The sequence below is a fragment of the Acinetobacter sp. LT1 genome (assembly GCF_059800965.1).
Map to the genome: position 1 here is coordinate 1 of NZ_JBBAXE010000002.1, position 21,056 is coordinate 21,056.

Annotated in this window: 17 protein-coding genes and 2 pseudogenes; 9 read left to right on the forward strand and 10 right to left on the reverse strand. The window is 40.2% G+C overall.

Translation table 11 applies throughout. From position 1 onward, the window contains the following. The first annotated feature begins 199 nt into the window (after window positions 1-199). A complete protein-coding gene (locus WBW42_RS01690; protein ID WP_002119929.1) occupies window positions 200-418 on the forward strand; it encodes a DUF1653 domain-containing protein in 219 nt (72 codons plus the stop codon). A 45-nt stretch (window positions 419-463) separates the two neighbouring features. Beyond that, window positions 464-1,051, forward strand: coding sequence for an O-methyltransferase (locus WBW42_RS01695; protein WP_002119940.1), 588 nt, complete (start codon window positions 464-466; stop codon window positions 1,049-1,051). Between the two features lie 65 nt (window positions 1,052-1,116). On the opposite strand, the gene WBW42_RS01700 is transcribed toward WBW42_RS01695, so the two are convergent. Both WBW42_RS01700 and ahpC read right to left on the reverse strand, forming a co-directional pair. After that, entirely contained in the window at window positions 1,117-1,332 is a 216-nt protein-coding gene (locus WBW42_RS01700) for a KTSC domain-containing protein (RefSeq protein ID WP_002119898.1), read from the reverse strand. Between the two features lie 194 nt (window positions 1,333-1,526). Continuing rightward, window positions 1,527-2,090 carry an alkyl hydroperoxide reductase subunit C gene (gene ahpC / locus WBW42_RS01705; protein WP_003652649.1) on the reverse strand — a complete coding sequence of 188 codons (564 nt, stop codon included), beginning with the start codon at window positions 2,088-2,090 and terminating at the stop codon, window positions 1,527-1,529. Between the two features lie 352 nt (window positions 2,091-2,442). Here ahpC and hrpA point away from each other — a divergent pair, with 352 nt between their 5' ends. Both hrpA and WBW42_RS01715 read left to right on the forward strand, forming a co-directional pair. After that, window positions 2,443-6,300 (forward strand): ATP-dependent RNA helicase HrpA, encoded by a 3,858-nt coding sequence (hrpA, locus tag WBW42_RS01710; protein ID WP_032056618.1) that lies wholly within the window; start codon window positions 2,443-2,445, stop codon window positions 6,298-6,300. 95 nt (window positions 6,301-6,395) lie between these two features. Next, on the forward strand, window positions 6,396-7,502 hold the full coding sequence (locus WBW42_RS01715) for a beta-ketoacyl-ACP synthase III (protein ID WP_032004013.1): 1,107 nt from the start codon (window positions 6,396-6,398) through the stop codon (window positions 7,500-7,502). A gap of 104 nt (window positions 7,503-7,606) precedes the next feature. Here WBW42_RS01715 and WBW42_RS01720 read toward each other — a convergent pair whose 3' ends face one another. The 7 genes and pseudogenes from WBW42_RS01720 to benA form a co-directional block, all read right to left on the reverse strand. Beyond that, the gene (locus tag WBW42_RS01720; RefSeq protein WP_032056617.1) at window positions 7,607-8,869 is read right to left on the reverse strand and encodes an OprD family outer membrane porin; all 1,263 of its coding nucleotides are present in this window, start codon (window positions 8,867-8,869) and stop codon (window positions 7,607-7,609) included. Between the two features lie 44 nt (window positions 8,870-8,913). After that, complete coding sequence (locus tag WBW42_RS01725; RefSeq protein WP_032056616.1) at window positions 8,914-10,272, reverse strand: aromatic acid/H+ symport family MFS transporter; 1,359 nt, start codon at window positions 10,270-10,272, stop codon at window positions 8,914-8,916. A gap of 474 nt (window positions 10,273-10,746) precedes the next feature. Further along, window positions 10,747-11,940 carry a benzoate/H(+) symporter BenE gene (gene benE, locus WBW42_RS01730; RefSeq protein ID WP_032056615.1) on the reverse strand — a complete coding sequence of 398 codons (1,194 nt, stop codon included), beginning with the start codon at window positions 11,938-11,940 and terminating at the stop codon, window positions 10,747-10,749. Window positions 11,941-11,997: 57 nt separating this feature from the next. Beyond that, on the reverse strand, window positions 11,998-12,783 hold the full coding sequence (locus WBW42_RS01735; RefSeq protein ID WP_032056614.1) for a 1,6-dihydroxycyclohexa-2,4-diene-1-carboxylate dehydrogenase: 786 nt from the start codon (window positions 12,781-12,783) through the stop codon (window positions 11,998-12,000). A gap of 18 nt (window positions 12,784-12,801) precedes the next feature. After that, on the reverse strand, window positions 12,802-13,818 hold the full coding sequence (gene benC / locus WBW42_RS01740) for a benzoate 1,2-dioxygenase electron transfer component BenC (RefSeq protein ID WP_032056613.1): 1,017 nt from the start codon (window positions 13,816-13,818) through the stop codon (window positions 12,802-12,804). Window positions 13,819-13,870: 52 nt separating this feature from the next. Further along, window positions 13,871-14,390, reverse strand: a pseudogene (gene benB / locus WBW42_RS01745) (benzoate 1,2-dioxygenase small subunit). After that, a complete protein-coding gene (gene benA, locus WBW42_RS01750; RefSeq protein WP_032056610.1) occupies window positions 14,387-15,769 on the reverse strand; it encodes a benzoate 1,2-dioxygenase large subunit in 1,383 nt (460 codons plus the stop codon). Before benA ends, benB begins: the two are co-directional and overlap by 4 nt. A gap of 106 nt (window positions 15,770-15,875) precedes the next feature. Here benA and WBW42_RS01755 point away from each other — a divergent pair. Beyond that, window positions 15,876-16,005: pseudogene (locus tag WBW42_RS01755) on the forward strand (hypothetical protein). Window positions 16,006-16,049: 44 nt separating this feature from the next. Continuing rightward, entirely contained in the window at window positions 16,050-17,009 is a 960-nt protein-coding gene (locus tag WBW42_RS01760; RefSeq protein WP_017386346.1) for a LysR family transcriptional regulator, read from the forward strand. Window positions 17,010-17,058: 49 nt separating this feature from the next. Here the strand turns inward: WBW42_RS01760 and WBW42_RS01765 are convergent, their stop codons facing one another. Beyond that, window positions 17,059-17,259, reverse strand: coding sequence for a heavy-metal-associated domain-containing protein (locus tag WBW42_RS01765; protein ID WP_080776980.1), 201 nt, complete (start codon window positions 17,257-17,259; stop codon window positions 17,059-17,061). Between the two features lie 166 nt (window positions 17,260-17,425). Between WBW42_RS01765 and WBW42_RS01770 the strand changes: the two genes are divergently transcribed. From WBW42_RS01770 to WBW42_RS01780, 3 genes are all read left to right on the forward strand, one after another. After that, entirely contained in the window at window positions 17,426-19,897 is a 2,472-nt protein-coding gene (locus WBW42_RS01770) for a heavy metal translocating P-type ATPase (protein WP_032056607.1), read from the forward strand. Window positions 19,898-19,972: 75 nt separating this feature from the next. Then, window positions 19,973-20,374 (forward strand): Cu(I)-responsive transcriptional regulator, encoded by a 402-nt coding sequence (gene cueR / locus WBW42_RS01775; protein WP_001020650.1) that lies wholly within the window; start codon window positions 19,973-19,975, stop codon window positions 20,372-20,374. A gap of 27 nt (window positions 20,375-20,401) precedes the next feature. Then, window positions 20,402-20,809, forward strand: a complete 408-nt coding sequence (locus WBW42_RS01780) for a GFA family protein (protein WP_032056606.1) — start codon at window positions 20,402-20,404, stop codon at window positions 20,807-20,809. Window positions 20,810-21,056 lie beyond the last annotated feature (247 nt).

Consider the following 21,056-nt stretch of genomic DNA (forward strand, 5'->3'; position numbering starts at 1 on the left):
TAAAATAGGTAAAACAGTATGTTTTTATAGATTTAATCGGTTTTTTGAATTATTGAGGCTATTAATAAGTAAGATCAATAATTTATCTCTAAAATGTTCTTTTTTATGTTTTGTAGTGTTTTAAAGTGAAAGTATTTAAAAATTTATATATGTTATATGGCTGTAAAGATTTTATGTCATAACATTAAAAGGTACTTTCATGTCATTGCAACGCGGCATTTATCAGCATTATAAAGGTAATCTCTATCAAGTTTTTTCTGTAGCAAAACACAGCGAGACTGAAGAAGAGTTAGTCGTTTATCAGTGTCTTTATGGTGACTATTCAACTTGGGTACGTCCGCTAGAGATGTTTACTGAAACGGTGCAAATGGCTGATGGAAGTATCGTGCCGCGTTTTAAGTTAATTCAAAGCACTTAACGCAAACGACTTTTATATAAAATAACGATTTTAAAGGGTGAATATATGCCAAATACTTTTTTCTTACAAAGAGTTGCCGATTTATATGACACCTTTAAACGACATGATGCGCAGCAGACAGATCGTTTGCTGCGGTATCGTAATATTGAGGCGGAGTCTGCAAAATTACTATCGCAATTTATTCGGATGCAGCAAGCCAAATCAATTTTAGAAATCGGTACTTCAACAGGTTATTCTACTTTATGGCTTGCCGAGGCGGCACAAGCTACTCATGGAAAAGTAACCACGCTTGAAATTGATGCCAATCGTAGTAATGAGGCTAAACGCCATGTGACTGAACTGGCATTAGATGAATTGGTTGATTTTTGGGTTGGAGATGCAGCCGATTACCTAAAAGAAACTCAGGAAACTTTCGATTTTATTTTGTTAGATGCTGAGCGACCTGCTTACGAGAATTATTGGCCAGATTTAAAACGTTTAATGAAGCCAAAAGGTGGCGTACTCATTATTGATAATGTTATTTCACATGCGGCTGAAGTCAGTTCATTCTTAGCTTTAATTAAAAAAGATGAGAATTTTATGAGCAGTATTTTGCCTGTAGGCGCTGGTTTATGCATTGTAGTGGCAAGGTAAGCCATTTAAAAATCTGATTTATTCATTCATAAAGGCCTGTTCAAAGCAGGCCTTATTTCATTATGTTATGAAGCATTTACTAAAGATAGGCGAGTAAAGTGTAAGTCGAATTCTAAATATTTATGTACAAAAGCAGCTTTGTCTGTTGATCGTAATAAGTTGTCATAAATAAATTCTGGTACAGGATGATAAAGTTCGCCTGAACCATCGCTATAAAATATTTTTAGATGACGTGAAGTCGCATTGTATTTCCATGAAGTGACTGCCACAGTATTCGTCATAAATTTTTCCCCTTTTATTTCATATTACTTAAGCTCAAAAAACATCGGTTATTTATTCGACATTACTCAAACTTCATGTAATGGGGAAGGGCATAATTGTAAAAGTATCAGTAGAAAATGTGATGTGCTTATTCAAAACAAAAGAACCATCCGATGAGGGATGGTTCTTTGAGTTTTTAAAATCTAATAAGAGATTAGATTTTACCAACTAGGTCGATAGATGGAGCAAGAGTAGCTTCGCCTTCTTTCCATTTAGCTGGGCAAACTTCACCTGGGTGAGCGTGTACGTATTGAGCAGCTTTTACTTTACGAAGAAGTTCAGATGCGTCACGGCCGATACCACCAGCGTTGAGTTCAACGATTTGGATTTTACCTTCTGGATCGATAACGAAAGTACCACGGTCAGCTAAACCTTCAGATTCGATAAGAACGTCGAAGTTTTTAGAAAGAGTCCAAGTTGGGTCACCAACTAATGGATATTGGATTTTTTTGATTTCTTCAGAAGTGTCGTGCCAAGCTTTGTGAGTGAAGTGTGTATCAGTAGATACAGCATAAATTTCAACACCAAGTTTTTGGAATTCAGCGTAGTTGTCAGCTAAGTCACCAAGTTCAGTTGGACAAACGAAAGTGAAGTCAGCTGGATAGAAGAATACAACAGACCATTTACCTTTAAGGTTAGTTTCGTTAACTTCAACAAATTGGCCGTTGTGGTAAGCAGTTGCTTGGAATGGTTTAACTTCAGTATTAATCAAGCTCATCATTGTCTCCATGATTGAGGTTTATATTTAAACTTGTTTACGAGATGTAGAATAAATAAAAATTCTTTATTGGGGAAATAGTATTTTTACATGACTAAAATCGGAAAATCGAATAAGTGATAAATTTACGATTTTTAAGTCCCCAAACACTGTATTCGATTTGACTGCAAAAACATGTAAATCAAATGACAGTTATCGTAAAAGAAACTTGCCTAACAACATGAAGTCTCGTTAGTCAAAATTCAAGGGTAAAATTTTAAAAAATTAAAAATATATAAAAAACCAACTGTTTTACCTGAAGAGCATTAAAGCGTAAAATAGAGGATTGTTGTATTTTCAGGAAAATTTATCTGTGCTGAATGGTTTAAATATAGATCAATGGGTGATGGCAAGAGATCGTTACCGTTTAAATCGTTTGCGTAAAGATAAAAAAGCCGATACTTCAGAGATTGAAAAATTATTTGAACAGTCTAATGCAAAAGTTAGACAGCGTTTTGAACGTCTCCCTAAAATTAAACTGAATCAGGATTTACCTGTTTCGCAATATGCTGACCGTTTAATTGAAGCGATTCAAAAGCATCAAGTTATTATTGTGGCAGGTGAGACAGGTTCAGGTAAAACCACACAGCTTCCTCAGATTGCAATGTTAGCGGGACGTGGCTTAACGGGAATGATTGGTCATACCCAACCACGTCGTTTAGCTGCACGTAGTGTTTCTCAGCGTATTGCAGAAGAAGTCGGCGAAAAGCTTGGCGAGTCTATTGGTTTTAAAATCCGCTTTAATGAACAAGGTTCGCAAGATTCAATTGTACGGTTAATGACCGACGGTATTTTGCTTGCCGAGTTAGGTAATGACCGTTATTTGTCTAAATATGACACGATCATTATTGATGAAGCGCATGAACGCTCACTCAATATCGATTTTATTATGGGCTATTTAAAGCAGTTACTGCCAAAACGCCCAGATCTAAAAGTTATTGTGACTTCGGCAACTTTAGATGTAAATCGCTTTAGTAATTACTTTAATGATGCACCTATTTTTGAAGTAGAAGGGCGTAGTTATCCTGTCGAAGTGCTTTATCGCCCAATTTCAGAAATGAATATTGGCGGAAGTGATGACGATGAGTTTGATGATTTCGAAGAAAACTTACCTCGAGCAGTCGTACAGGCAGTAGAAGAATGCTTTGCTGACGCAGAAGCAAAAGGTCACCCCGAACATGCCGACATTTTAATTTTTTCAAGTACAGAACAAGAAATTCGTGAGTTGCAGGAAACCTTACAAAAGTACGGGCCAAGACATACCGAGATTTTACCTTTGTATGCGCGTTTAGCTGTTTCTGAACAACAGAAGATCTTTAGTCCGGGTGGAAAAGGCCGTCGTATTATTATTGCGACCAACGTAGCCGAAACTGCACTTACGGTTCCAAACATTCGTTATGTGATTGATAGCGGTTTTGCTCGTATATCGCGTTATAACTATCGTTCACGTGTACAACGCTTACCAATTGAAGCAATTTCTCAAGCCGCAGCCAATCAGCGTAAAGGGCGTTGTGGCCGTATTGCTCCGGGTGTGTGTATCCGTTTATATAGCGAAGAAGACTTTTTAAGTCGTCCTGAATTTACCGAACCTGAAATTAAAAGAACCAACTTAGCATCTGTTATTTTGCAAATGCAGAGTTTAGGGTTAGGTGAGTTAGAAAACTTCGATTTTATTGAGCCGCCAGATTTCCGCCTTGTAAATGATGGTCGTAAGTTGCTGATTGAGTTAGGCGCACTTAACGAGAAGAAAAATGAGCTGACTAAAGTCGGGCAAATGATGGCACGTATGCCAATTGACCCACGTTTGGCACGTATGATCGTGGGCGGTGCTCATTTTGGCGTACTCAAAGAAATCTTAATTGTGGTAAGTGCTTTAGCGGTTCAGGACCCGCGTGAGCGTCCAGCAGATAAACAAATGCAAGCTGACCAAAAGCATGCATTATTCAAAGAAGCTGATTCAGATTTTCTGTTTTATTTGAAACTTTGGGAGACTTTAAATCCTAAAGGCGAAGCAGGAATGTCTGAAAATAAACGGCGTCAATTTGCCAAGCAGCATTTCTTAAGCTGGTTGCGTTTACGTGAATGGAAACAGACACACCGGCAATTGGTTGAGTTAGCCGAAGGCTTAAAACTCAGTTTTAATGAAAAACCTGCGAATTATGAAAACTTGCATCGTGCATTGCTGACAGGTTTATTATCGTTCATTGCCAATAAAACTGATGAACGAAATACCTTTATGGCAGTGCGTCAGCAAAAGGCTAAAGTTTTCCCTGCGAGCACTTTGCATAAAACCAATACCTCTTGGGTGATGGCTTTTGAGATGGTCGAAACCTCTCAAGTGTACTTACGTACTTTAGCCAAAATTGATCCCGAATGGATTTTACTTGCTGCACGCGACTTGTTGAAATATCACTATTTCGAGCCACATTGGTCTAAGAAAGCGGGAATCGTAAATGCATATGCACAAATTTCCCTGTTTGGTTTAATTATTGAGCCAAAGCGGTTAATTAATTTTGAGAAAGTTGACCAACCTGCTGCCCATGAGATTTTCTTACGTGATGCATTAACCACGGGTAACTTGGGTACGATTCCGCCATTTTTAAAACACAATTTACTTAAGCTTGAAGAAGTAGAGCGAGTTGAAGATAAATTGCGTCGCCGTGATTTAGTGGTGGATGAAGAAACGATTTATCAGTTTTATGCTTCTAAGATTCCGGAAGAAATTGCGAGCCGCCGTAGTTTTGAAGACTGGCGTGCGACAGTAGAAGCAAATAATCCTCGTTATTTATTTATTGAGGATGATGCGCTCTGGCTCAATGACCGACCAACAACACAGCAATTCCCAGATCATTTACACAATGGGCAGCTGCGTTTAGCAACTACATATCATTTTGACCCGAGCCATGACGAAGATGGTGCTACTGTTCAAATTCCTGTACAGGCTTTACCTCAAGTGGATGAAAATATTTGGTCATGGGGAATTCCGGGTTGGCGCCAAGATTTAATTGAGGCTTTACTCAAAGCTTTACCTAAAGACAAGCGTCGTAATGTGGTGCCAATTCCTGATACAGCTCGTAAGCTCATGCAAGGGGTTGATGCAGTACATTTACGTGAACATATTTTTAGTTATTTAGCTTTTGCCTTACGTGGTGAGCAAATTACCGAAAAAGATTTCTCGTTTGAACGTATTGATCCATATCTGGTGCCTTTCATTAAAGTGATTGATGAAAAAGGCAAGCTTATTGCGAAAGGTCATGATTTACCTGAGTTAAAAGCACGTTGCCGAGTGGAAACACATCGTCCAGTTAAACAGCAAAAAGGCGAGTTTAAAGACTTTCCTGAAAACTTTACTTTTGAGGCTTCTCATAAAGTCACGGGCGTTGTAGTTAAACAATATCAGGCTTTAGTTCCGACCAAGGCTTTTGCTGACCTCGAAGCTAAAGATGAGTCAGGCATTGTTATTCAAACGTTTAACGATCAAGCTGAGGCGATTAAACAGCACCGCGAAGGTATTATTCGTCTGGTACATATGCAACTGGGTGACTTGGTCCGCCAGTTGAAAAAGCAGATTTCAAAACCGCTCGCATTGGCTTATTCACCTTTGGGCGATAAAGCTAAGCTTGAGCAGATGTTGGTCTATGCAACGTTGCAGATGGCAATTACGACTTTGCCAATTAACGCTGATGAATTTAATAAGCTGCTAGATCAGGTCAAAAAGCAATTTTTGAGTTATGGTCAGCAAGCACTTGAGCAATTAAGTGATATTTATATTCAGTGGCAACAAATTCGTCGTCAGCTTTTAGTACTTGATCCAGACGTATTTGGACGCAGTATTGATGATATTGAAGATCAGTTAGATTTAATGTCACTTGGCAATTTTGTTTACTGTCAACCAGTCGATCTTTGGCAGGAATACCCGCGTTATTTAAAAGCACTGCTATTGCGTTTAGATCGATTGCCAAATAATCTACAGCGAGATCATGCTGCAATTGACGATGTCGATCCATGGATGGACAAGGTATTTAAATTCAAAAACGATCCAAAAATCAAAGAATTGTATTTGATGTTGGAAGAATTCCGCATTTCTTTATTTTCTCAACCGACGAAAACCAAGATGCCTATTTCGCCAACTCGACTGCAAAAGTTATGGGATCGTTTGGGAATCAGTTAAGATAGATCGGGGTCTGTTTATGCTGTTGTTTAGCCTACAACGCAATTTATAAATGAAAGATTAACAGACCCTATTCATTTTTTTAGGAGTTTTACATGGGCATTCGTATCACAGGTACTGGGTTATTTCACCCAACAGAAATCATTTCTAATGAAGAACTGGCCGACAGTTTAAATGCTTATGTGGAACAATATAACCAAGAGAATGCAGAGAAAATTGCAGCAGGTGAGCTAGAAGAGTTACGTGGTTCTAGTGCTGAATTTATTGAAAAAGCGTCTGGTATTAAGCGCCGTTACGTGATTGAAAAATCGGGTATTCTCGATCCAAATCGTTTGCGTCCTCGTTTGTCTGAACGTTCAAATGATGAACTTTCACTTCAAGCAGAGTGGGGCGTCATTGCTGCGAAACAGGCAATGGAAAATGCAGGCGTAACTGCTGAAGATATCGATGTTGTGATTTTGGCATGTTCAAACATGCAGCGTGCTTATCCAGCAGTTGCAATTGAAATTCAGTCGGCACTTGGCATTCAAGGTTATGCCTACGACATGAACGTTGCATGTTCAGCTGCCACTTTTGGTTTGAAACAAGCAGCAGATGCAATTCGTTCGGGTGCTCGCCGTGTTTTATTGGTGAACGTTGAGATTACTTCTGGTCATTTGGACTATCGTAACCGTGACTGTCACTTCATTTTTGGTGATGTTGCAACGGCTTCTATTATTGAAGAAACCACTACTAAAACTGGTTTTGAAATTTTAGATATTCATTTATTTACTCAATTTTCAAACAACATTCGCAATAACTTTGGTTTCTTAAACCGTAGTGAAGATGCGGTAGTTGATGACAAATTATTCCGTCAAGATGGCCGCAAAGTATTTAAAGATGTTTGTCCACTTGTGGCAAAAATCATTAATGCGCAGTTAGAAAAAATGCAGTTAACTGCAAACGATATCAAGCGTTTTTGGTTACACCAAGCCAATGCCAACATGAATGAATTAATCTTGAAATATGTGGCTGGTAAAGAGGCAGATCTAAGCCGAGCGCCTATTATTTTAGATGAGTTTGCCAATACCTCATCAGCAGGTGTGATTATTGCTTTACATCGTACAGGCCACGAAGTGGATGATGGCGAATATGGCGTGATTTCATCTTTCGGCGCTGGTTATTCAGTAGGTTCGATTGTTGTACAAAAGCACGTTGCTTAAGTTGCAAAGTTAATAAAAAAACGCTCGTAAGAGCGTTTTTTTATGAGCGAAATAATATAAAAAAGAAGGCCAAAATTGACCCGCTTCAATTGAATCAAAAATGATTAAAACTTTTTGGTGTAGTTTACAAATAAGCGGTCTTCACCAAAGTCATTGCCGTGTTTAACGTTGTAATCAATACGAATATATTGCAGGGCAACACCCTTTAAGAATGGCTGTTGAAACGCATAGTTTAAAATTACATTCGACTCAGTTTCATAATTTTTTTCGCCATTGGCCGCTTTAAAATCATGGCCATAGACATATTTAACCATTGTATTTAAGCCCGGAACATAATCTTTAAAGTCATAGCCATACATCACATGGTAAGACTTTTCGTCTTCTTTAAAGAAACCAGTAGCATTCCAGTTAATGAAATAGGTCTCTGGTAAAAAGCCATCTGGTAGAGGGTAAGCCGACTCACCGATAATCTGTTGATAACCCAAACCAAAGGTATGATTTTTTACTTTAAGTGTTTCTAGCACTCCAATGTTTCGAGCATCAATATCAAAGGTGTTGCCGTCATCTTTTGCATTAAAGTACTTAAACTTAGAGGTCAGGGCAAAATTAGGTTGTTTCCAATTATGCTCAAGTCCAACATAGTGTTTGTTGTAGAGGTCTTCTAAATTACCAAAATAATATTCGCCCTTTAAAGACGGCGTAAATTGATAGCGCAGATCTATGTAATTTAAACCATTAGATTCTTTGGTAATGCCGTTCGCTGTAAAAGAAAACTTTTTAAAATCTTCTTCATTTCGTGGAGAGACTTTTTCAACCCGACCAATTTCTGCATAGAGCTGATCTGAAAGTTGCGACTTAAGATTGGTTCCCCAATAAGAGGCAAGTAATTGTCGGCTGGCATCCACAGCCGTTACAGGCAGGTCTAACCAGAGTTCACCGACACTTAAAAGGGTTTTATCATAACCTAGTTTTAAAGTTGCGCCGTATTTTAAAAAGTCAGATGCTTGTGATTGAGTTTCTTTATTAAAAGGCAAAACTGTGTCCGCAACATGTTTATCTGAACTCAAGCGCACAGCATATTGGACAGAAGCATCGGCACCAATGGTAATGGGCTTATCTGCAATTTGCAGCGGAGTGTCATGCATTTTCGATTTATAAAATAGCGATGCTGCCTGAGACCAACTGCCCGTATCTTTAAGGGCATCATTATCAAAATTACGATTGATATAGGCATTTTTTAGCGTGAATTTCCATTCATCTTCACTTTGTTGAGCCGTATCTGCTGCCCATAAACTTGAGCTAGTTAATAAACCTAATAATGTGGCTATTGCTAAATTACATGGTTTAAAACGGTGAAATAATTCCATAATCCATTTCCAAAAAAGATGCGCCAGTCCTCGGCGCATTTAATTTACTGCTGGGTAAGCGTGTTTTGAGGGTTAAAAGTTGATGGCGTTTGTGCAGCAACTGAGGCTTTGAGATTGACCATAAATATTGCAAGTGCAGCAATCACGCCAGGGATTGCAATCGCTAAGAAATTCATTTGGTGAGGAAGCTCAAGTGTGAGTAGGGCTCCAGTTAAAACTGGTCCAATAATCGCACCGATACGACCAATGCCAGATGCCCAGCCCATGCCAGTTGAACGAAGTGCTGTCGGATAGAACTGTGCAACGAAAGTGTAGAGTAAGATTTGCGAACCAATGGTGGCAGCACCAGCAATCGCAATCAGGCTATATAAAATAAATTGTGGACTATTAATGCCAAGCAGAATTAAAGCTGCTGATCCGACAATGAACATGATCGTAATAACAGGTTTTAAATGGAATCTGTCTGCTAAAGCACCGCCACCAATTGCACCGACCATGCCGCCAATATTGAGTGCAAACAGGAACAACATGCTTGCACCTAATGAGTAGCCCGCTTGTAGCATGAGTTTAGGTAACCAGCTTCCTAAGGCATACACCATGAGTAAGCACATAAAGAAAGCAATCCAGAACATAAATGTGCTGAAGGTACGGCCTTGCTGGAAAAGCGCACGGACAGGTGCATCTGTTGTTGTGCTTTCGTTTAATACCAGTTGAGTATTGGCGTTTACCTGAGTTTGAGGTGCAATTTTACTCACAATACTTTTTGCCTGTTCGCCATGGTTAGATTTCACTAAAAAGGCAAGAGATTCTGGCAAAAATTTCCAGATGAGTGGGAGCAGCAATAGGGGAATACCCGCAATTAAAAACATGATTTGCCAGCCCATATCTTTCACAAGCCATGCGCCGAGTAGTGCAGAGGTCATGCCACCAATTGCATAGCCACTAAACATGATTGCGACTAATGTACTGCGGATTTTTTTTGGTGCGTATTCAGTCATAAGTGCGACCACATTTGGCATAACGCCACCAATCCCAAGACCTGCGATAAAGCGCAAAATAGCAAACTCTGTTGGTCCTTTGGCAAAGGCACCCATAAAGGTAAATCCGCTAAATAAGGTGACACAAATCAGGATGGTTTTTTTTCGTCCCAGTTTGTCTGAAAGCGTGCCGAAAATCATGGCACCAAACATCATCCCGAATAGAGCAGCACTGGCGAGTAAACCAGCTTCTACCGCAGTTAATGACCATTGCTGCATTAACAGAGGAAGAGCAACCCCATAAATAACTAAATCATATCCATCAAAAATAATAATAAGTAAGCACCAGATTAAAACTTTCCAATGAAAAGATGTAAAACTGGCTTTATCAATTAACTCATTAATATTAACCTTGCTCGTATCCATTTTCTTCACCTCCAATTTGTGAAGCATCGCGTTATTTTTTAATAAACTATTTTGTTATTTGATTAGAGTCAAAAACCTAATTGATATATCTTTATGTCTTTAAGGTATTGTACTTTTATTGATTTAATTATTTGAAAATATGTATTTATTTTTATTGTTCTAGTTGGCTTTGTTGTGTCTTTAAAATAGGGTTAAATATTGTATAGTGAGAATTTTAAGGATTTTATAGATACTTTTTTATAGATTTTATTGATGAGAATCACGCTTGAAAATATTGCTAAATTTATATTAAAAATTGAGGTGGAAATATAAAAAAAATACTAAAGTCTATTATTTAATTATTTTGGAAATTGATCTTAAAAATGAAATTTAATTTATATTAAATAAAATCGCCAAATCAGGGTTAGCGAATTATTTGCATCCTGATGTGGCGGTTGAGGTTTTATTTTAGTGGCGGGCGCTTAGATAAAAAACTTAATTTGTAGTTGGCGTTGATCGTGGTGTGAGAATAAAATGTGCGATTACACCAATACAAATTCCCCAGAAAACTGAGCTTAATCCAAGGAAATGCATGCCTGATGCCGTGGCTAAAAAGGTAATAAGTGCAGCATCACGTTGATTGTCATTTTTCATGGCAACAGAAATATTGGTGGCAATTGCTCCAAGCAAGGCTAAACCTGCCAATGCTGCAACCAACTCTTTAGGAAGTAAGCTAAATAGCATGACAATACTGCCAGCAAATAAGCCTCCTAAAATATAAAAAATTCCATTGGCAATTCCTGCGATATAGCGTTTTTCTTTCAGTTCATGTGCATCTTTGCCCATACATAAAGCGGCGGTAATTGAGGCAAGCACAATGGTAATACCACCGACGCAGGCAACAGCTAAAGAGGCAATACTAGTGACAGTAATAATGGGTTTGGCTGGGGTATCGTAACCGCTGAGTTTCATAATCGCCATACCCGGTAAAAATTGGCCGGTTAGACTGACTAAAATGAGAGGAACGGCGAGGTTCAATGTTGAGTTCCATGTCCATTCTGGGCTAATCCACTGTGGAATAGCTAAACTAAAACTCACATCAACCGGATTCATTTTGCCCAAAATGAGGCTTAATAAAACTCCTGCAGCTAACACCCAAATCATGGTGTAGCGCGGCATTAAACGTTTGGCAATTAAAAAGACAATAAGCATGCTAAAGACAATAAAAGGCATGCTATCAGACGCGGTAAATAGACCAATACCAAATTGAAAAAGAATACCCGCCATCATGCCTGCAGCGACATCTTGCGGAATCCACTTTAGTAATTTGTCGAAGTAACCTGTAACACCAATTAAAAAAATAACAATGGCAGAAGTAATATAGGCGGCTACTGCTTCATTCAACGAGACGTTTGGAAATAGGGTAACTAATAGGGCAGTGCCCGGTGCAGACCATGCGGTTATGACAGGAGTTTTATATTTAATTGAAAGATAAATACCTGAAACGGCGGCACCAATTGAAATTCCCCAAATCCATGACACCATCATATCGGTGGACACATGAGCACGCTGAGCAGCTTGGAAAAAAATAATCAGTGGGCCTGAGTAAGAAATTAAAACCGCAAGAAAGCCAGCAACTGTTGCTGATATGGACCAGTCATTTTTTAACGTCTTTAACAGGGTTGCCATGTGTGATTGCCTCCATGCAAATCATGTTATTTACCCAATCATGCAAAAAGATCAGGGTTAACCCTGATCTCCACCTCCGACCGGAATGACCGATCCCGTCATATACGATGCGTCATCTGATGCAAGAAATAAAATTGCATTGACTTGTTCTTGAATTGTGCCATAACGGCTCATAAATGTTCGATCTATTGTTTGATCAACTACTTGCTGCATCCAGTCTTTTTCATTTTGACTTAATGGATTGGCATTGCGTGGTACTTTCCGAGGTGGTGCTTCGGTTCCACCAGTCGCAACAGCATTGACTCGAATTCCATCTTTAGCATGTTCAAAAGCAAGCGATGCCGTTAAAGCATTTACTCCACCTTTAGATGCCGAGTAGGGAATACGATTAATACCACGGGTTGCAATTGAAGACACATTTACAATCACCCCCGATTGTTGCTTAATCATGGCAGGTAACACAGCACGGCAACACCATAACGTTGGAAACAACGAGCGATTTACTTCCTTAATGATCTCTTCTTCGGAAAACTCTTCAAAAGGTTTCATCCAGATCGCACCACCCACATTATTAATCAGAATATCTATCCGACCATAATGTTCAATGGCTCTTGCAACTACTGCTTGCGCGCCTGCATAGGTTTCTAGGTCAGCATTAATCGTGACGGCATCACCACCTGCACTCCGAATTTCTTTAAGAACGTCTTCAACATATTCAGAGCGGTCAGCCATGACGACTTGTCCACCCTCAGCCGCTACTTGTAGTGCCACGCCACGACCAATGCCTTGAGCACTACCCGTAACAATCACGACCTTATCGGTAAATCTTTGACGGTTTGACATAGATAACTTCTCCACCTGTTAATTCGCAGAGAATTTTTCAAACAAGAAATTAGCAGGTTTGATATTTTCAGTTTCTAACCAGCCACGTACAGCTTCTACCATTGGTACCGGGCCACATAGATAAACATCAACATCGCCACCGTTTAACCATTCACTTTCAATATGACCAGTGACATAGCCTTTGCGTTCATGGTTACTTTCAGGGCTTGCAACCACAGTTCGATATTCAAACCATGGGAATTTCGCCTGTAACTCATTGAGTTTTTCTAGAGCAACCAAATCAAAGTCATTGGTGACGCCAAAGACTAAACGAACAGGTTGTTCTGAACCTTTTTCTTCAAGCACTTGTAACATCGACATAAATGGGGCAACGCCAGTACCGCCTGCAAGCATCAGCACTGGGCGCGCTACATTACGCAAATAGAAGCTACCGAATGGTCCGGTAAATGTCATCTTGTCACCGGCTTTAGCATTTTTACTTAAGAATTCACTCATTTTACCGTTCGGTACGTTACGGACCACAAAGCCCGTTAAGCGATTGCCCGGTTTTGAGCTAAATGAATATGAACGGGTTTCGCCAGTTTCAGGAATTGCAACATTCACATACTGACCTGCAAGGAAATGAATATCCGGTTGGCCTTCATCAAGTTGAATATCAAACGTGATGGTTGAATCTGATAAGTTTTCAACGCGAGCTAATGTACCTTGGAAGCTATGAATTTCTGTTTTGCAAACATCTGACGACGCCTGAATCTGGAATACCGCATCGGAAGTTGGGCGACATTGGCAAGCAAGAATATAACCTTGCTCAGCTTCTTCAGGGGTTAATGCATCTTCAATATAGGTTTCTTCTGGCATGTCATAACTACCGGACTCGCAAAATGCGCGGCAAGTTCCACATGCACCATCACGGCAATCCAAAGGAATATTAATTTTTTGGCGATAGGCTGCGTCAGATAGGGTTTCGCCTTGAGCTACGTTAATGAAACGTGTAACACCATCTTCAAATTGAAGTGCGATATTGTGGTTTGACATGGCATGTATCCTACAAAATATTTGAAACTTTTACCCTCAGCCAACAGTCCGTTTAGCTGAGGGGGTATGTCTTAAAGGTGGTAAATATCAATCACTTGATTGATGTAGTCATTTTTCAAAACGACATACTTGCTCAAGATTTTTGGTTGATCACCTGAAAAATCGATCACATAACGTGACATACCGAAATAGCTGTAATTTGTCTTGTAACGGAAACTCAAAGTATTCCAGTTAAAGCGAACAGTAACTTTGTCGCCGTCGCGATCGAGAACTTCAACGTTGGCAATATTGTGGCTTGTGCGTGTGTCCGGCATGGTTGCAGATGAGCGTTCAGTTTTGATACGGAACACCCGATCTTCTAAACCTTGACGGTCTGGATAATAAATAAGTGAAATTTCAGATTGCGGGTCTTCAGTTAATTTATCGTCGTCATCCCAAGCTGGCATCCAGAAAGAAGCTTCTGGTGCATAGCATTCAAGCCAGTCATCCCATTGTTCATCATCTAAAAAGCGAGCTTCACAATAGAGAAACTGAGCAATATTTTCTAAAGTTGCTTTGTCTTGAGTGCTCATGCTGTTTCTCCCTGATCAGCAATTTCTTTCTCTGATGCAATCGCGTGTTTCATGGTGTGTAACCAATATTGATGTTGGGCAAGATAAAGTCCCTCATCTTCAGTTTTAATCCCACTTAACATTGGTTTTAAACCGATTTCGTTCGCTGCATCGTCTGGTCCATAAATCCAGTGTTTTGAACCGCGGCACATGTCATTCCATTCAAGTGCAATCCCTGCATAGCCTGCCTGACAAGCACGGAATTCTTCTAAATCGTCTGGTGTTGCCATGCCTGAGGCATTAAAGAAATCTTCATATTGACGGATACGACGTGCACGAGCTTCAGGTGCTTCACCTTTAGGCGCGATACAGTAAATGGTGACTTCAGTTCGATTAACCGAAAGTGGGCGAAGTACACGAATTTGCGAACCAAACTGATCCATCAAATAAACATTTGGATAGAGACAAAGATTACGTGAGCGCTCAATCATCCATTTCGACATCGCTTCACCGTATTTTTCGGTGTATTCGTCTGCTTTCGGGAAGTTTGGACGGTCTTCTGGGTTTGCCCATTGTGTCCAAAGCAACATGTGGCCATTTTCAAAGCCATACGAGCCACCGCCTTGTTTACCCCAAGAACCTGCACTCATGGCACGAATGTTATCGGCAGCTTGAGTTTCTTTACGGTGTTGAGTTGTTGCTGCATAGTTCCAGTGAACAGCAGAAACATGATAACCATCGGCACCATTTTCAGCGGTGAGTTTCCAGTTGCCTTCATAAGTATACGTAGATGAACCACGTAAAACTTCTAAACCATGTTCAGACTGGTCAACAATCATGTCGATGATTTTGGTGGTTTCTCCCAAGAATTCTTCAAGTGAAGGAACATCGGGATTTAAGCTACCAAATAAGAAACCTTTGTAACTCTCAAAACGAGCCACTTTTTTAAGGTCGTGTGAGCCATCTTGGTTAAAACAGTCAGAATAGCCTGCTTCACTTGGATCTTTAACCTTAAGCAATTTACCTGAGTTGTTAAAAGTCCAGCCGTGGAAAGGGCAAGTATACGTTGCTTTATTACCACGTTTGTAACGGCAAAGTTGTGCTCCGCGGTGTGAACACGCATTGATCATGGCATTCAATTCACCGTTACGGTTGCGGGCAATAATGACCGGCTGACGACCAATGTGAGTGGTGTAGTAGTCATTATTATTTGGAATTTGGCTTTCGTGTGCTAAGTAAACCCAATTACCTTCGAAGATATATTTCATTTCGAGGTCAAATAGGGCTTCGTCAGTAAACACTGAGCGATGAAGTTTAAATTCACCTGTATCGATATTATCGACAAGTAATTCATCAATACGGTCAAGATGGCTAGTATTGATTACAGGAATACGTGGCATGTCCGTTCTCCGACTTTCCAAAAGTGTGGAAGTCACCAAGGCCTTAGCTACGGTCTAAAAGGTCTTGATATCCTAATATTGTCAATGAAGCGCATGAGTGCGCTGGGTGTTTAACCGTGAATTGATGAAGATGAATAACTGGAAGATTGGCAAGAAGGCTTGTTCACAAAGCAATTCATCACTTCATCGGTTTGTTGCTTGTATATACCTTAAAAGAATGGTTAAACTGTGTCTAAGACTGAATTTGCATTTTTTTATATCTTAAAGGTATGGAAGCCTTATGGAACTAAGACATTTACGGTATTTTGTGGCGGTTGTTGAAGAGCAGAGCTTTACAAAGGCAGCCGAAAAACTATTTATTGCTCAACCACCTTTGAGTCGACAGATTCAAAATCTGGAAAGCGAGCTTGGCATTCAACTGTTTGAGCGTGGAAGCCGTCCTTTACAAACTACACAAGCAGGGCATTTCTTTTACCAGCACGCCGTTAAACTTTTGTCGAATGCTGAAGAAATAAAAAGTATGACCAAGCGTATTGGTCTCATCGAAAGAAGTATGACCATTGGTTTTGTTGGGTCTTTACTCTATGGTTTGCTACCTCGAATCATTTATTTATTTCGCCAACAACAACCTCATTTGAATATTCAGCTTATGGAGTTAAGTACAACCGAACAGTTACAGGCATTAAAAGAAGGACGTATTGATGTCGGTTTCGGGCGTTTAAGAATTAGTGATCCTGCTGTGAGACGAATTCTTTTACGTAAAGAGCGTTTGGTAGTTGCTGCACATACCAGCCATCCAATTGCACAGCGCACGGAAGGGGTATATCTAGCTGACTTGATTGATGAAAAGATGTTTATGTATCCCACTTCACCGAAACCCAATTTTTCGACCCAGCTTTTAAATATTTTTGCCGAGCATAGTTTGGTTCCAAAAAATATGCATGAAATACGAGAAATTCAACTGGCTTTGGGCTTAGTGGCAGCGGGAGAAGGGATCTGTATTATTCCGGCAAGTGCCGATACCATTCGATTTCCACACTTAAACTATATTCCGATTTTAGATAACGGCGCGGTCAGCCCAATTTTTATTACAGCACGGGCAATGGACAGAAGTGAAGATTTACAGTCACTGTTTGATTGTATTTATCAGGTTTATGACTTAGAAGGGATACCTTATCAACGGACTGTCTTTACACTCGATCAGAACCCGATAGATGATTCAAATGGTATCGACTTTTAAATAAAGGAGGTGCATAGCCTCAAAGGATGAAGCTATGCAGTTTTATATTTTATTGCACTTTCGCTGGGAAACCATCTTCTTCAAGTGCTTCGGTAATTTTATCGACGCTTTCACTGCTTTCAACAGTCACGATTTTGGTCACTAAGTCTACATCTACTTTTGCATTTGGATCGACGTCCTGAATCGTTGCAGTCACACCACGAGCGCAGCCACCACAAGTCATATTTTCAATAAGTAGTTTCATGTTCATACTCCATCAAGAATGAGATGTTTGTTTGGATAACACTGAGTCTAAACCTTGTCATGATTGTAAGGTCAAGACCAAATTTTTAAAAAAATATGCTTGACCTTCCCATGATGGGAATCTGTATGCTCAATACAGAATATTAAATTTTGCAGATTTGTAGAGGTGTTTGATGGACTCAAAAACCACAAAATTGCCAGCATATAGTGAAACACTTCCAATCGAAGGCATGACTTGTGCCTCCTGTGTAGGACGTGTCGAAAAAGCACTTAAGAAAGTTGAAAATATTGAGATTGCCAACGTTAACTTGGCAACAGAAAAAGCGGTTGTTTATTCAAATCAACCGATTCAGCGTGAAGCACTGGTTAAAGCAGTTGAACGAGCAGGTTATGATGTTCCTAAAGCTTCGCCAGTTGAGTTATCTATTGAGGGTATGACCTGTGCATCTTGTGTTGCACGTGTAGAAAAAGCCCTTAAAAAAGTAGACGGCGTTCAACAAGCTACGGTTAACTTAGCAACAGAGCAGGCTTGGGTACAAGCAGATGCATCAGTCAATGTTGAAGACCTAATTCGTGCTGTTAAAAAAGCAGGTTATGACGCGAAAGCATCTGAAAAAAATCAAGATGAGCAGCTCGACAAAAAAGCGTCAGAATTAGATCAGCTTAAAAAAGATTTGATCATTTCGATTGTGTTAGCCTTACCTGTGTTTATCCTGGAAATGGGTTCACATCTCATTCCAGCTTTTCACATGTGGATCATGGACACGATTGGTCAATACAATAGCTGGCTTTTACAGTTTGCTTTGACTACATTAGTTCTCGTTTTTCCAGGTCGCCGTTTTTACCAAAAAGGGATTCCAGCCCTATGGCGTTTAGCGCCAGACATGAACTCTCTAGTGGCAGTTGGAACCTTGGCTGCCTACAGTTTCTCGGTCGTAGCAACCTTTATGCCGCATGTGTTACCACAAGGCACGGTCAATGTTTACTTTGAAGCGGCTGCCGTTATTGTCAGTTTAATTTTGCTCGGACGATATTTTGAAGCTAAAGCTAAAGGGCGTACTTCACAAGCGATTCAACATTTAGTGGGAATGCAGCCAAAAACTGCTCGTATTCAGCGTGACGGTCAAGTGGTGGAAGTTGCTGTTGCCGACGTGGTCAGTGGAACTATTGTAGAAATTCGTCCGGGTGAACGTGTACCTGTCGATGGTGAAGTGATTGAAGGGCATAGCTACATTGATGAATCTATGATTACGGGTGAACCTGTTCCTGTTGAAAAAATAGTAGGACATCAGGTGGTCGGTGGTACAGTCAACCAGAACGGTACTCTAAACATTCGGGCAACCGCAGTGGGTAGCTCATCTGTACTTTCACAAATTATTCGCATGGTTGAACAAGCCCAAGGTTCTAAACTTCCAATTCAGGGCTTGGTCGATAAAGTCACCATGTGGTTTGTACCGGCTGTCATGTTAATTGCTGCAATTACTTTCTTGGTCTGGTTTATCTTTGGGCCAGAGCCTGCGCTGACTTTTGGTTTGGTCAACGCCGTTGCAGTACTGATAATTGCTTGTCCTTGTGCGATGGGGCTTGCAACGCCAACTTCGATTATGGTCGGTACTGGACGTGGTGCTGAGCTCGGTATCTTGTTCCGTAAAGGCGAAGCTTTGCAGCTTTTACAAGAAGCGCAGGTGGTTGCTGTTGATAAAACTGGAACGCTCACTGAAGGCAAACCAACACTGACAGACTTTAATGTGCAATCTGGTTTTGAACGTGAGCAAGTACTTACTTTGGTTGCCTCGGTTGAAGCCAAATCTGAACACCCAATTGCTCTCGCTATTGTTCAGGCTGCTGAGGGCGAGGGAATAACTTTATTACCAGTAACAGCATTTAACTCGATTACAGGTTCAGGTATTGAAGCTGAAGTGTCAGGTCAAAAAGTACAAATTGGCGCAGACCGTTATATGCACCAACTTGGTTTAGACACCAACTCTTTCCAAGCGATTGCTGCTCAGTTAGGTGAAGAAGGCAAAACCCCGCTATACGTTGCTATTGATCAAAAACTTGCGGCAATTATTGCTGTGGCAGATCCAATTAAAGAAACAACCTATGCTGCGATTGAGGCCTTGCATCAATTAGGTCTCAAAGTTGCCATGATTACAGGAGACAACCGTCATACGGCGCAAGCAATTGCCAAAAAGCTGAACATTGACGAAGTTGTGGCAGAGGTTTTACCCGAGGGCAAAGTGGACACAGTCCGCCAACTGCAAAAACAGTATGGGCGCTTAGCTTTTGTTGGTGATGGTATTAACGATGCACCAGCCTTGGCACAAGCAGATGTTGGCTTGGCCATTGGTACAGGAACAGATGTTGCCATCGAAGCAGCTGATGTTGTGCTCATGTCAGGTAGTTTAAAAGGCGTACCGAATGCAATTGCATTAAGTAAAGCCACCATGCGAAACATACGTCAAAACCTGTTCTGGGCATTTGTATATAACGTAGCCCTAATTCCAATTGCAGCAGGTGCGCTATATCCAGCATTTGGCGTTTTACTCTCGCCAATGTTTGCAGCAGGGGCGATGGCACTTTCTTCGATTTTTGTTTTAGGCAATGCATTACGTTTAAAACGCTTTCATGCGCCAGTAGAGTAAGCGTGCTGAAAATCAACTTTTGGTTTAAGATCATGACAGCAGGTCTTAAACCAAATTTAATATTTGAGGTGTGAGATGAATATCGGTCAGGCATCCAAACATTCGGGCATTTCGGCGAAAATGATTCGCTACTATGAAGAAATCGGTTTACTTGAAGCAGCTCAGCGTTCTGCTTCTGGCTATCGTATTTATTCAGAAACAGACCTTAAAACTTTGAACTTTTTAAAACATGCTCGAGAGTTAGGTTTTTCATCTGAACAGATGAAAGAGCTTATTTCACTTTGGAAAAATACTGATCGGCATAGTGCAGAGGTGAAAGCCTTAACCGTCAAACACATTGCCGAATTAAAGCAAAAAATTGCCCACCTACAAGAAATGGTTAATATTTTGCAGGCTTCTGCCGATGATTGCTGTGGCGACCAACAGGCTTCTTGTGCCATTTTAGATCATATTGAAAAAGGGGTGGGTGTAAGCTAAATCCCATAAAAATAAAAAGGTAAAATCATGATTTATACAGCTTCTTGTCTTTGTAATGGTGTTCAACTCAGCATTAATGCTGAATTAAATCCCATTATGGTTTGTCATTGTAAGCAATGCCAAAAAGCACAAGGGGCTGCTTTTGCAGCTATTACACAGGTACAGAAAACTGATTTAAACATTGTACAGGGTGAAAATCTTTTGCAAGCGTATTTTGCTTCTCCAAACAAAAAGAGAGTGTTCTGTAAAACTTGCGGTTCACCGATCTGGAGTGAACGTTTAGATAAGCCAGAAGTGGTACGCCTGAGGGTCGGACTTATTAATGAAGAAATATCGATGCCAGTCATCTCTCATGCTTTTGTCAATTCACAAGTGAAGTGGTATCCAATTTGTGATGACGCTCGCCAATATCCAAATGGGGCAGAAAACCCTTAAATATTAAGGTTAGATCGTATTTTGTTCATTTGTAAAAAAACGTGAACAAGACTAGTCATGAATAAATAATGTGCTATAACTGTACCTAAGGTAATCGTAATATCTCCTCGCTCCACAGGGAAACTTGGGACAGGGCAAAAGATACGATAAGACCTTACATATAGCTAGCAAAGAGCAAACAAGAGTTGGATAGACACAACGCTTACATTGCTCACCGTTGCAGAAAAGCCCGTGAAACGGGCTTTTT